We start from the raw sequence: 13,098 nt of genomic DNA on the forward strand, positions 1-13,098 counted from the left end.
GGAGGTTCCGCCGGGCTGACGGATCGCGTCGTCGAGCCGGCGTGACGATACGATGGATCAGGCCTCGCCGCGGATCCAGCGGTTGAAGCAGCGCCGTGCGGCGGGGGCGACTTCGTCGGCGAGCAGGCCGCAGTCCAGGCCCAGCTCCGCGCAGCATGCATCACCGGCCAGGCCGTGCAGATGCACGCCTGCCAAGAGGGCTTCGCCGGCGTCCCAGCCGCGGGCCAGCAGCGCGGCGAGGAAGCCGCTCAGTACGTCGCCCATGCCGGCGGTGGCCATCGCCGGGTTGCCGCTGGTGTTGATCCACCAGGCGCCGTCGGGGCTGGCGACGACGCTGCCACAGCCCTTCAGCACGATCCACGCATTCAACTTCGCTGCCAGGTGGAGGGCGGCGGCGAGGCGGTCGGCCTGTACCTCGGGTGTCGTGCACGCCAGCAGGCGGGCGGCCTCGGCGGGGTGGGGCGTCAGCAGCGTCGGCGCGCAGCGGCGGGCGACGGCCTGTTGCAGTTCAGCGTCGCGGGCCACCAGGTTGAGGGCGTCGGCGTCGAGGACCAGCGGCGTGGTGCGCAGTACCGCGTCGTGCACGAGGGCGCGGGCCGCATCGGACTGGCCGAGGCCGGGGCCGACCGCGAAGGCGCCGATGGCGGGGGCGGCCAGCAGCTCGGCGGCGGCGCGGAACATCAGCTCCGGGCGCAGGATGTCCACCGCCAGTGCGCTGGGGTCGAGCAGGCCGAGCAGCACCCGGCCGGCGCCCAGGTGGGCGGCGGCCCGCCCGGCCAGCACGGCGGCGCCGACCATGCCCGGCGCACCGCCGATCAGTGCTGCGTCGCCGTAGCTGCCCTTGTGGCTGTTGCGCAGGCGCGGCTGCAGGCGGGCTGCGAACAGCGCCGGCGAGATCTCGCGGCCGGGCGCCGGGGCCAGTTCTTCCGCGGCCACGTCGATGGTGGCCAGGTGGAGCTCGCCGCACTGGTCGGGCCCGTCCAGCGTCAGCAGACCGGGTTTGAGGGCGATGAAAGTGATCGTGTGGGTCGCTGCAAAGCACGGACCCAGGCGGCGCCCGCTGTCGGCATCGAGTCCACTGGGGATGTCCACCGCCAGGCGTGGGCAGGGCTGGGCGTTGAGGGTATCGATCCAGTCGGCGTAGCGCCCTTCTAGGGGGCGCTGCAGGCCAATGCCGAACAGTGCGTCCACCACCAGCGCCCAGCCTTCCGGCTGGGCCGGCGGCAACTCGGCACTGGTCGTGCCGCCGGCAGCCAGCCATGCGGCGTGGGCAGCGGCGGCATCGGCGGGCAGGCGGGCCGGATCGCCGGCGAAGGCGACCTCCACGTGCCGTCCGGCGGCCAGCAGCAGGCGGGCCATGACGAAACCGTCGCCGCCGTTGTTGCCCGGCCCGCAGGCGACCAGTACCGGTCCGCTACCTAAGGCGAGGCGGGCGGCCAGCATGGCGGCGGCTGCACCGGCACGCTCCATCAACGGGGGTTCGGCGCCGGGGATGGCCAGCGCTTCGATGGCGCGGATGCCGGCGACGGGATAGATCGGGCGGGGCGGAGCAAACATGGCGTGAGCACGTGCCGGCAGCCGCGGGGGCGGCTTGCCGGGCAATCCGGAATGAGTTGCCCCGATTCTAGCCGAGCCCGGCCAGCCCGCCGTCAGCCGCCCAGTGCGCCGCTGACGATCAGCAGCTTGCCGGCCAGCGTGCGCAGGGTCTTGCTGCGGGCTGCGTCCAGTTGCCCGTCGGCGTCGAAGGCCTGGTCGGCGTGGCTGACCGCCAGGGTTTGCGGCAGCACCAGCACGCCGAGGCCTTCCAGCGAGTCTCGCAGATGCTTCAGCCCGCGCATCCCACCCAGCGCGCCGGGGGAGGCGGCGAGGAGCAGGGCGATCTTGTCCCGGTAGGGTACGAGGCCGCTCTCGTCGCCGTCGGCACGGGAGATCCAGTCAAGGGTGTTCTTCAGTAGCGAACTCATCGACGAGTTGTTCTCCGGCGAGGCGATCACCAGCGCCTGGTGTTCCTTGAACAAGGCCTTCAGCTTGCGCGCGGAGGGTGGAATGCCCTCGGCCGCTTCCAGGTCACCGTTGTAGATCGGCATCGGGTAGTCGGCCAGCTCGATCAGCGTGACGTCTCCACCCAGGTCAGTCAGGGTTTGTGCGGCCATTTTGGCCAGCTTGCGGTTGAGGGATTCCCGGCGGCTGCTGCCGGAGAAGACGAGGATGCGGGGCATGAAGGACTCCTGGGGATTGGTTGATGCCATGCATGCGTTATAGGAGGGCATTCGCCGCAGCGCCAGCGCTGGCGCGCCTCTAAGGGAAGTGCGTAGGGACTACGCAGGACCTACGCAATCTGACGTATTCCGGGGATGGGACGGGCTCCGTAATCTGCACTCCATTGCTGCACCGCATTAGCCAAACCCAACTGATACCAAGGAGTCATCGATGCAAAACCGTCGTTCCTTCCTCAAGGCTGCCGTCATCTCCGCCTCCATCGCCGCGATGGGCGGCATCGCTTCCAGCGCCTACGCGGCCGACACCATCAAGGTCGGCATCCTGCACTCCCTGTCCGGCACGATGGCGATCTCCGAGACCGCCCTCAAGGAAACCGCGCTGATGACCATCGAGGAAATCAACGCCAAGGGCGGCGTGCTCGGCAAGAAGCTTGAGCCGGTGGTCGTCGATCCGGCCTCCGACTGGCCGAAGTTCGCCGAGAAGGCCCGCCAGCTGCTGTCCCAGGACAAGGTCGCTGTGACCTTCGGCTGCTGGACCTCGGTGTCCCGCAAGTCGGTGCTGCCGGTCTATAAGGAACTCAACGGCCTGCTGTTCTACCCGGTGCAGTACGAGGGTGAGGAGCTCGAGAAGAACGTCTTCTACACCGGCGCGGCGCCCAACCAGCAGGCCATTCCGGCGGTGGAATACCTGATGAGCAAGGAAGGCGGTTCGGCCAAGCGTTTCGTGCTGCTCGGCACCGACTACGTGTATCCGCGCACCACCAACAAGATCCTGCGCGCCTTCCTCAAGAGCAAGGGCGTCGCCGAGTCGGACATCATGGAGGAGTACACCCCCTTCGGCCATTCCGACTACCAGACCATCATCGCCAAGATCAAGAAGTTCGCCGGTGAGGGCAAGAAGACCGCGGTGATCTCGACGATCAACGGCGACTCCAACGTGCCCTTCTACAAGGAACTGGGCAACGCCGGCCTGAAGGCCAAGGACGTGCCGGTGGTGGCCTTCTCGGTGGGTGAGGAAGAGCTGCGCGGCGTCGATGCCAAGCCGCTGGTCGGCCACCTGGCGGCATGGAACTACTTCATGTCGGTGAAGAACCCCGACAACGACAAGTTCATCAAGATGTACCGCGACTGGGCCAAGAAGGCCAAGCTGCCGAAGGCCGACACCGTGGTCACCAACGACCCGATGGAAGCCACCTACGTTGGCATCCACATGTGGGCCCAGGCCGTCGAGAAGGCCAAGTCCACCGACACCGACAAGGTCATCGCGGCGATGGGCGGCCAGACCTTCAAGGCCCCGTCCGGCTTCACGCTCAAGATGGACGAGACCAACCACCACCTGCACAAGCCGGTCTTCATCGGCGAGATCAAGGCCGACGGCCAGTTCAGCGTGGTGTGGAAGACCAAGGGCCCGATCCGCGCCCAGCCGTGGAGCCCGTATATCCCCGGCAACGAGAGCAAGCAGAAGCTGTAAGAAATCCCCAACCTCCTCAAGAGGGCAGTTTGGCCGGCGGTGGGCTCCGGGCCCGGAGCCGGCCATTTTTTCGCCCTCCGATTCAGGGAGCACGCATGAAACGACTTTTACTCATCCTGAGCCTGGCCCTCGGCCTGGGCGCCGGCGCGGTGCGCGCCGACGTGGCCCCCGAGGTGCTCAAGGGCCTCGCGTCGGAAGACTTCGACGCCAAGCAGGGCGCCGTGGCAGCGCTCGCCGAAGCGGGTGACGCCGACGCGGCGCGCCTGCTCAAGGCACTCTCCGACGACGCGGTGGCGGTGGCCGGCGACAAGCTGGTGATCGTCGCAGGCGATCAGGTGCTGGACGCCGCCAACGGCAAACCGCTGAAGCCGGCCGCCAGCCCGGACTCCATCAACCTCAACAACAGCCTGCGTCAGCAGGTGGATGGCGCCCTCGCGGCGCTGCGCCTGCTGTCCGCCGACAAGGCCGAACGCCTGACCGCTGCCAAGGCCCTGCTGGCCGACATGGGTGACGGCGCGGCGCTGCTGCCGCTCTTCGACAAGGCCTTGAAGCAGGAGCAGGACGGCGAGATCAAGCCCATCCTCGTGCAGCTGCAGGCCCAGGCCAGCCTCGCCAGCCCCGACGCTGCGGCCCGCCTGCAGGCCGTGCAGACCCTCGGCCAGTCCGCCAGCCCGGCGGTGAAGGCGCTGCTGCTGCCGCTGATCGAAAAGCAGGGCGACACTTTCGCCGAGCCGGACGAGAAGGTACGCCTGGCTGCCCAGACCGCGATCAAGGCCATCGATGGCCGCCTGGTGTGGAGCGACATGGCCGGGCAGGTGTTCACCGGCATCTCCCTCGGCTCCATCCTGCTGCTGGCGGCCCTCGGCCTGGCCATCACCTACGGGGTGATGGGCGTCATCAACATGGCCCACGGCGAGCTGCTGATGGTTGGCGCCTATTCCGCCTATGCGATGCAGGCCCTGTTCCGCAGCCGCTTCCCGGATTTCGTCGATTACTACGTGGTCGCCGCGGTGCCAGTGGCCTTCTTCGTCGCCGCGGCGGTGGGCATGCTGATGGAGCGCACGGTGATCCGCCACCTCTACGGCCGCCCGCTGGAAACCCTGCTCGCCACCTGGGGCTTGTCCCTGGTGCTGATCCAGGCGGCGCGCCTGCTGTTCGGCGCGCAGAACGTGGAAGTGGCCAACCCGGCCTGGATGTCCGGCGGCGTGCAGCTGGCCGAGAACCTGTCGCTGCCGTGGAACCGCCTGGTCATCGTGGCCTTCTCGGGCTTCGTGCTGCTGGTGGTGTGGCTGCTGATGAACAAGACCCGCCTCGGCATGTTCGTCCGTGCCGTCACGCAGAACCGCCCGATGGCCGGCTGCGTCGGCGTGCCGACGGCGCGCATCGACACCCTGGCCTTCGGTATCGGCTCCGGCATCGCCGGCCTCGGCGGCGTCGCGCTGTCGCAGATCGCCAACGTCGGGCCGGACATGGGCCAGGGCTATATCGTCGATTCCTTCATGGTCGTCGTGCTCGGCGGCGTCGGCCAGCTGGCCGGCGCGGTGTGGGCGGCGCTGGGCCTCGGCGTGGTCACCAAGTTCCTCGAAGGCTGGGCCGGGGCGGTCATCGCCAAGATCCTGGTGCTGGTCTTCATCATCATCTTCATCCAGAAGCGACCCCAGGGGCTGTTCGCCCTCAAGGGCCGGTTCGTCGACTGAGCGGGGGTTGCGATGCGCACACCTGTAAGCGTGAAACTTGTTGCCGGCCTCGGTCCGCGGGGCTGGCTGGCGGTGGCGGCGGTCTTTGTGGCGGCCTGGGTGCTGGTGCCCCTGGCGCACCTGATGCTGCCGGAAGGCCATCCGCTGCATATCTCCACCTACGCCATCACCCTGATCGGCAAGATCCTGTGCTACGCCGTGGTGGCGGTGGCGATGGACCTGATCTGGGGCTTCGGCGGCATCCTGTCCCTCGGCCACGGGCTGTTCTTCGCCCTCGGCGGCTACAGCTTCGGCATGTACCTGATGCGCCAGATCGGCCGCGACGGCAGCTACGGCGCCGACATCCCGGACTTCATGGTCTTCCTCGACTGGAAGGAACTGCCCTGGTACTGGTCCGGCACCGACAGCTTCTTGTGGTGCCTGCTGCTGGCGGTGGCGGTGCCCGGCGCGATCGCCTGGATCTTCGGCTACTTCGCGTTCCGCTCGCGCATCAAGGGGGTGTATTTCTCGATCATCACCCAGGCCATGACCTACGCCGCGATGCTGTTCTTCTTCCGCAACGAGACCGGCTTCGGCGGCAACAACGGCTTCACCGACTTCAAGCGCATCCTCGGCTACTCGATCACCGCGCCGGAGACCCGCGTGGTGCTGTTCGGCCTGTCGGTGACGCTGCTGCTCGGCACGCTGATCCTCGGCAAGGCGCTCATCGCCTCCAAGTTCGGCCGCGTCCTCACCGCCATTCGCGACGCCGAGAACCGGGTCATGTTCATCGGCTACAACCCGCTGCACTACAAGCTCTTCATCTGGACCGTGTCGGCTATGCTGTGCGGCCTGGCCGGGGCGCTCTACGTGCCGCAGGTGGGTATCATCAACCCGTCGGAAATGTCCGTCGCCAACTCCATCGAGATCGCCATCTGGGTGGCGGTGGGCGGGCGTGGCACGCTGGTCGGGCCGATCTTCGGGGCCGGCATCGTCAATCTGTCGAAGACCTGGTTTACCACCAGCTTTCCCGAATACTGGCTGTTCTTCCTGGGGCTGCTGTTCATCCTGGTGACCCTCTACCTGCCCGAAGGCGTGGCCGGCCTGTGGGCCAAGATCAAGGCCCGCCGCGCCGAGAAGGCCGCCTTGGCGGCGGCCCGCGCCGAAGCCGTGGTGATGCCGGCCGCCCCTGAATCCAAGCTGCCCAACGGCACTGCCGTAAAAGGAGCCTGACGATGCGCGTCGAATCCTCCATCTCCCGCAACGCCCCCGCCGACGGCCAGAAGGAAGGCTGGGACGGCGAGGCCAGTACCAGCCACGTGCTGACGCCGGGCGAGCTCGACCTGTCCCACAAGGTCATGCTCTACCTGGACGACATCACGGTCAGCTTCGACGGCTTCCGCGCCCTCAACCAGCTGTCCCTGCAGATCGACGCCGGCGAGCTGCGCTGCATCATCGGCCCCAACGGGGCGGGCAAGACCACGATGATGGACGTCATCACCGGCAAGACCCGGCCGGATTCCGGCAAGGCCTTCTTCGGCCAGACCATCGACCTGACCCGCCTGACCGAGCCGCAGATCGCCCACGCCGGCATCGGCCGCAAGTTCCAGAAGCCGACCATCTTCGAGCACCACACCGTGTTCGAGAACCTGGAGCTGGCCCTCAAGACCGACAAGCGGGTCAAGAAGAGCCTCTTCGCGCGTCTGTTCGGCGACGACCTGGACAAGATCGCCGACACCCTGCGCCTGATCCGCCTCGACGACCAGGCCGACCGGCCCGCCGGGCTGCTGTCCCACGGCCAGAAGCAGTGGCTGGAGATCGGCATGCTGCTGGTGCAGGACCCCAGGCTGCTGCTCCTCGACGAGCCCGTCGCCGGCATGACCGACGACGAGACCGAGCGCACCGCCGAGCTGTTCGTCAGCCTCAAGGGCAAGCACTCGCTGGTGGTCGTCGAACACGACATGGCCTTCGTCGAAGCCCTCGGCGGCAAGGTCACCGTACTGTGCGAAGGCTCGGTGCTGGCGGAGGGCGACCTTGCCACCGTCCAGGCCGATCCGCGCGTCATCGAAGTCTATCTGGGGCGCTGAACCATGCTTACCGTCACCAACCTCAACCAGTACTACGGCGGCTCCCACATCCTGCGCAATCTCAGCTTCGAGGTGCCGATGGGCAAAGTCACCACCCTGCTCGGGCGCAACGGGGTGGGCAAGACCACGCTGCTCAAGACCCTGATGGGCCTGGTGCCCGCCGCCACCGGCAGCATCGCCCTCGACGGCACCGACATCACCAAGGCCCCCAGCTACGGCCGCGTGCGCGCCGGCATCGGCTACGTGCCCCAGGGCCGCGAGATCTTCCCGCGCCTGACGGTGGAAGAGAACCTCATGATGGGCCTCGCCACCCGGCCTGCCAGCGCCGAAGTGCCGACCCGCATCTTCGAGATGTTCCCGGTGCTCAAGCAGATGATGCGGCGGCGCGGCGGCGACCTCTCCGGCGGCCAGCAGCAACAGCTCGCCATCGGCCGCGCGCTGGCCCCGGGGCCCAAGCTGCTGATCCTCGATGAACCCACTGAGGGCATCCAGCCGTCCATCATCAAGGACATCGAACGGGCGATCCGCGCGCTGGCCGAAACCGGCGAGATGGCGATCCTGCTGGTGGAGCAGTACTACGACTTCGCGCGCTCGCTGGCGGATCACTATTTGTTGATGGAGCGGGGGGAGATCATCAGTGCGGGGCTTGGGGAGGAGATGGAGGCGAATCGGGTGAGGGAGATGTTGTCGGTCTAGCGCGTGGGTTGCCCTTTGCTGGGCGGCTTGCTTTTGTTTTGGCTTGAATCGGCCGGGACTCGCCCCGGCGGGCGACCTTCTTCTTTGCGTCGCCAAAGAAGAAGGCAAGAAAGGCGACCCGTGCCTCACCGGTCGTCCGCTGTGCGGACGACTTCCCTGCGCTGCTCGCAGCAGGCGGCCGTCGCGGAACTCGCCGGCTGCGCCGGCTCAGACAGCCGCGCCGGACTTCCCCGCCTGCTGCTGCGCTGCTCGGCGGTTCAGGACGGGCTTTGGGTTGAGACCGAGCCTCTGCGGAGGCGTTTCTGGGGGCTTGGGGAGTTGGAGTGCGCTTAAGGTTGGAATCGCGCCTGGTTTCGGAGGCTGGTGTGTTCGGACTGTTTCGCTCCATCACCGAGTCTTTCCTGACGCGGAGGCGGTGGAACAGTCTTTCGCAAAGACCGAGCCGAGCCTCTTTACTTATTGGCACCGGCCGTTGAGCGGCCGCCTTTCCTTTCCCCCTCTGATGCGCCGAGTGGAGGGTGGGGCGGGCGGATCAGGGCTGCGCATGTTTGAGCCCGCAGGGCGAGTTTGCGCAGACCCCGCCCGGCACGCCCGGAGCTCGGGCACCCCCGCAGGGGGCGCGGCAGCGGGGCACGTTTCTTTGCCTTCTTTCTTGTCGTGCGACAAGAAAGAAGGTCGCCCGCCGGGGCGAAACCCGGCCAATGCAAAGAAAAACAATGGAAATCCGCCTAGAAAAACCCCAAACAAACACCTTAATGCCCCTATTTGGTGCGTATACGACCACCAGAAGCACACAAGCCGAGCCCGCTACTCCACCAATGAACCATCTTGGTGCATAACCCACCCCCAAATCCCCACTCCTGCCCCAAAACCCTCCGCAAGCCATGCCCGCCAGCTCCACATCCCAGGCTTTTCGCTCCACCCGCGAGGCCCGGAACCCCACGGGCGGCCCGTTTAGCCCGGCTCAACGCGCTTTCAGCCCCACCATCCGGGCTCCGAACGCCATTCGCCACGCGTTGGACGCCCGCCGTGGCCCTCATTGCTCCGCGCCCCGCCCGCAGGGCACCGGATTCCGCCCCGCAAAACGGACATTCGCCGCGAAACCCTGTATCCATGCGGTTTTCCGGCATACCGTTTGCTAATCTCAAGACCATGTTGCTCGCTCCCTTTCCTCCCGCCGAATCGCAGGCGCCATCGCGCCCCGATGCCGGCCACCACCTGAGCTGGCGCGCGCGCCTCGAGCTGGGCTTCGACGCCACGCCCGACGGCCGCACGGTGCTGGCCCACCGCCTGCACGAAGGCCCGCTGCGGGTCCAGAAGGCGCTCTACCCGGAAGGGCCGGCGGTGTGCCATGCCTTGATGCTCCATCCGCCGGCCGGCATTGCCGGCGGCGATGCGCTCACCGTGCAGGTGCAGGTGGGCGAGGGCGCCCATGCGCTGGTCACCACCCCCGGCGCCGGCAAGTGGTATCGCAGCCAGGGGCCGCTGGCCACGCAGCGGCTGGATTTTTCGGTGGCGGCGGGGGGCGTGCTGGAATGGCTGCCGCAGGAGAGCATCGTCTTCGACCGGGTGCGCGGTTTCACCGAGACCACGGTGCGCCTGCACGGCGACGCGGTGTTCGTCGGGCTGGATCTGCTGTGCCTCGGGCGTACCGCGTCCGGCGAGCGGCTGACCGCCGGCAGCCTGCGCCTGGCCTCGCGCATCGAGCGGGACGGGCGGCTGATCTGGAGCGAGCAGGGCGTCATCGAAGGCGGTTCGCGCCTGCTCGATTCGCCGGTCGGCCTGCGCGGCCAACCGGTCACCGGCACGCTGCTGGTGGCGGCGGAAGGTATCGACACGGCGCTGCTGGAGGCTTGCCGGGCGGTAGTGCCGACGGTGGGCGAGGGCGGTGTGACGCGCCTGCCGGGCCTGCTGGTGGCGCGCTACCTGGGGCCGGCCGCCGAGCCGGCGCGGGCCTGGTTCGTGGCCCTGTGGGCGGCGCTGCGTCCGGCGCTGGCGGGCCGTCCTGCCGAGGTGCCACGGATCTGGCATACGTGATATCGGTTTTTGGCAATGGCCGCCGCCGCGGCCGTGCAACTACTATTTCCGGCGCCGGCCAGCGGGCCGCGCTGACCGAACGAGAAAGGGCTCCCGAATGGAACTGACCCCCCGCGAAAAAGACAAGCTGCTGATCTTCACCGCCGGCCTGCTGGCCGAGCGGCGCAAGGCCCGTGGTCTCAAGCTCAACTACCCGGAGGCGGTGGCCTACATCAGCGCCGCCCTCCTCGAAGGCGCCCGCGACGGGCGCACGGTGGCCGAGCTGATGAACTACGGCACCACGCTCTTGACCCGTGCCGACGTGATGGAGGGCGTGCCCGAGCTGATCCCCGAGATCCAGGTGGAAGCCACCTTCCCCGACGGCACCAAGCTGGTCACCGTCCACCAACCCATCGTCTGAGGCCCGCCCATGATCCCCGGTGAAATCGACACCCTAGACGGCGAGCTGGAGCTCAACGTCGGCCGCGCCACGCTGACCCTCGTCGTCGCCAATACCGGCGACCGCCCGATCCAGGTCGGCTCCCACTACCACTTCGCCGAGACCAACGCGGCGCTGGACTTCGACCGCGCCGCCGCGCGGGGCTTCCGCCTCAACATCGCGGCCGGCACCGCGGTGCGCTTCGAGCCGGGCCAGACGCGTACCGTCGAGCTGGTGGCGCTGGATGGCGACCGCAAGGTCTTCGGTTTCAACGCTCATGTGATGGGAGCCCTGTAAATGGCCAAGATCTCGCGCCGCGCCTACGCGGAAATGTTCGGCCCGACGGTGGGCGACCGGGTGCGCCTGGCCGATACCGAGTTGTGGATCGAGGTGGAGAAGGACTACACGATCTACGGCGAGGAGGTGAAGTTCGGCGGCGGCAAGGTGATCCGCGACGGCATGGGCCAGGGCCAGCGCCTGGCGGCCGAGGTGGCCGACACCGTCATCACCAATGCGCTGATCCTCGACCACTGGGGCGTCGTCAAGGCCGACATCGGCCTCAAGAACGGGCGCATCAGCGCCATCGGCAAGGCCGGCAACCCGGACATCCAGCCCGGCGTGACGATCGCCGTCGGCGCGGCGACCGAGGTGATCGCCGGCGAGGGGATGATCGTCACCGCCGGCGGCATCGACACCCACATCCACTTTATCTGCCCGCAGCAGATCGAGGAGGCGCTGATGAGCGGCGTCACCACGATGATCGGCGGCGGCACCGGGCCGGCCACCGGCACCTACGCCACCACCTGCACGCCGGGGCCGTGGCACATCGCGCGCATGCTGCAGGCGGCGGACGCCTTCCCGATGAATCTGGGTTTTCTCGGCAAGGGCAACGTCAGCCTGCCCGACCCGCTGCGCGAGCAGGTGGAGGCCGGCGTCATCGGCCTCAAGCTGCACGAGGACTGGGGCACCACGCCGGCGGCGATCGACAACTGCCTGACGGTCGCCGAGGAAATGGATATCCAGGTGGCCATCCACACCGACACGCTGAATGAATCCGGCTTCGTCGAGACCACCGCGGCGGCCTTCAAGGGGCGCAGCATCCACACCTTCCATACCGAAGGGGCGGGCGGCGGCCACGCGCCGGACATCGTCAAGCTGGCCGGGTTGTCGAACGTGCTGCCCAGCTCCACCAACCCGACCCGGCCCTACACCGTCAACACCATCGACGAGCACCTGGACATGCTGATGGTGTGCCACCACCTCGACCCGGCGATCGCCGAGGACGTGGCCTTCGCCGAAAGCCGCATCCGCCGCGAGACCATCGCCGCCGAGGACATCCTGCACGACATCGGCGCGCTGTCCATGTTCTCGTCCGACTCCCAGGCCATGGGCCGGGTCGGCGAGGTGATCATCCGCACCTGGCAGACGGCGCACAAGATGAAGGTCCAGCGCGGCGCACTGGCCGAGGACACGGCGCGCAGCGACAACTTCCGCGCCAAGCGCTACATCGCCAAGTACACCATCAACCCGGCCATCACCCACGGCATCAGCCACGTCGTCGGCTCCATCGAGCCGGGCAAGCTGGCCGACCTGGTGATCTGGAAGCCGGCCTTCTTCGGCGTCAAGCCGAGCCTGATCCTGAAGGGCGGCATGATCGCCGCGGCCGCCATGGGCGACGCCAACGCGTCCATCCCGACGCCGCAGCCGGTGCATTACAAGCCGATGTTCGGCGCCTTCGGCGGCGGCCTCAAGACGGCGCTGACCTTCGTGTCCCAGGCGTCCCTCGCCAACGGTGCGTTGGAAAGACTCGGCCTCGCCAAGCCGCTGGAGGCCGTGCGCGGCATCCGCAGCGTCACCAAGGCGTCGATGATCCACAACAACTGGCAAGGCGACATCACCGTCGACCCGGAAACCTACGAGGTCCGCGCCGCCGGCGAGCTGCTCACCTGCGAACCGGCCAGCGTGCTGCCGATGGCCCAACGTTACTTCCTGTTCTGAACCATGCTGCTGATCGAAAACATTTACACCGGCGACGCCGCGCCCACCGCGCGCCTGCAACTCGACTTCGACGCCCGCACCAAGAGCCGCCTGCGCACGCGCCTGGCGGACGGCGAGGAGGTCGGCCTGTTCCTGCCCCGCGGCACCATCCTGCGCGGCGGCGACCGCCTGCAGGCCCAGGACGGGCGCATCGTCGAGGTGGTGTCGGCGCCGGAGGAGCTGCTGGAGGCGCGCTGCGCCGACGCCTCTGCGCTGGCCCGCGTGGCCTACCACCTGGGCAACCGTCACGTGGCGGTGCAAGTGGGTGACGGCTGGCTGCGCATCCAGACCGACCATGTGCTGAAGACCATGCTGGTCGGCCTCGGCGCCGAGGTCAGCAGCCTGAGCGCCGCCTTCGAGCCGGAAGCCGGCGCCTACGCGCACGGCCATCACCACGCCGAGCGCGGGGCGACGGAAGCCAAGATTCACCAGTACAAGTAGGAGAGCGTTGGTGAGC

The 13,098-nt window shown here is 68.0% G+C and carries 12 protein-coding genes; 10 read left to right on the plus strand and 2 right to left on the minus strand.

What is annotated here, in order from left to right; translation table 11 throughout:
• Positions 1-57: 57 nt before the first annotated feature.
• Positions 58-1,557: an NAD(P)H-hydrate dehydratase gene (locus ACE3RX_RS04695; protein ID WP_374480829.1), complete on the minus strand. Its 1,500-nt coding sequence runs from the start codon at positions 1,555-1,557 to the stop codon at positions 58-60.
• Positions 1,558-1,649: 92 nt separating this feature from the next.
• Positions 1,650-2,219: an NADPH-dependent FMN reductase gene (locus ACE3RX_RS04700; protein WP_374480831.1), complete on the minus strand. Its 570-nt coding sequence runs from the start codon at positions 2,217-2,219 to the stop codon at positions 1,650-1,652.
• Between the two features lie 211 nt (positions 2,220-2,430).
• On the opposite strand from ACE3RX_RS04700, the gene urtA reads away from it, so the two are divergent.
• The 10 genes from urtA (at position 2,431) to ureE (ending at position 13,082) form a co-directional block, all read left to right on the plus strand.
• Positions 2,431-3,690: an urea ABC transporter substrate-binding protein gene (gene urtA, locus ACE3RX_RS04705; protein ID WP_374480833.1), complete on the plus strand. Its 1,260-nt coding sequence runs from the start codon at positions 2,431-2,433 to the stop codon at positions 3,688-3,690.
• A 95-nt stretch (positions 3,691-3,785) separates the two neighbouring features.
• On the plus strand, positions 3,786-5,387 hold the full coding sequence (gene urtB, locus ACE3RX_RS04710; RefSeq protein WP_374480835.1) for an urea ABC transporter permease subunit UrtB: 1,602 nt from the start codon (positions 3,786-3,788) through the stop codon (positions 5,385-5,387).
• 12 nt (positions 5,388-5,399) lie between these two features.
• A complete protein-coding gene (urtC, locus tag ACE3RX_RS04715) occupies positions 5,400-6,599 on the plus strand; it encodes an urea ABC transporter permease subunit UrtC (RefSeq protein WP_374480837.1) in 1,200 nt (399 codons plus the stop codon).
• Positions 6,600-6,601: 2 nt separating this feature from the next.
• Entirely contained in the window at positions 6,602-7,453 is an 852-nt protein-coding gene (gene urtD, locus ACE3RX_RS04720) for an urea ABC transporter ATP-binding protein UrtD (RefSeq protein ID WP_374480839.1), read from the plus strand.
• A 3-nt stretch (positions 7,454-7,456) separates the two neighbouring features.
• Positions 7,457-8,149, plus strand: a complete 693-nt coding sequence (gene urtE / locus ACE3RX_RS04725; RefSeq protein ID WP_374480841.1) for an urea ABC transporter ATP-binding subunit UrtE — start codon at positions 7,457-7,459, stop codon at positions 8,147-8,149.
• A 1,152-nt stretch (positions 8,150-9,301) separates the two neighbouring features.
• A complete protein-coding gene (locus tag ACE3RX_RS04730) occupies positions 9,302-10,186 on the plus strand; it encodes an urease accessory protein UreD (protein ID WP_374480843.1) in 885 nt (294 codons plus the stop codon).
• A 97-nt stretch (positions 10,187-10,283) separates the two neighbouring features.
• On the plus strand, positions 10,284-10,586 hold the full coding sequence (gene ureA / locus ACE3RX_RS04735) for an urease subunit gamma (RefSeq protein ID WP_079435773.1): 303 nt from the start codon (positions 10,284-10,286) through the stop codon (positions 10,584-10,586).
• A gap of 9 nt (positions 10,587-10,595) precedes the next feature.
• A complete protein-coding gene (locus tag ACE3RX_RS04740; RefSeq protein ID WP_374480846.1) occupies positions 10,596-10,901 on the plus strand; it encodes an urease subunit beta in 306 nt (101 codons plus the stop codon).
• Complete coding sequence (ureC, locus tag ACE3RX_RS04745) at positions 10,902-12,602, plus strand: urease subunit alpha (RefSeq protein ID WP_374480848.1); 1,701 nt, start codon at positions 10,902-10,904, stop codon at positions 12,600-12,602.
• A 3-nt stretch (positions 12,603-12,605) separates the two neighbouring features.
• Complete coding sequence (gene ureE, locus ACE3RX_RS04750; RefSeq protein ID WP_374480850.1) at positions 12,606-13,082, plus strand: urease accessory protein UreE; 477 nt, start codon at positions 12,606-12,608, stop codon at positions 13,080-13,082.
• The last annotated feature ends 16 nt before the right edge of the window (positions 13,083-13,098 follow it).

Source organism: Zoogloea sp., assembly GCF_041914405.1.
In the GTDB taxonomy this organism is placed as follows: Bacteria; Pseudomonadota; Gammaproteobacteria; order Burkholderiales; family Rhodocyclaceae; genus Zoogloea.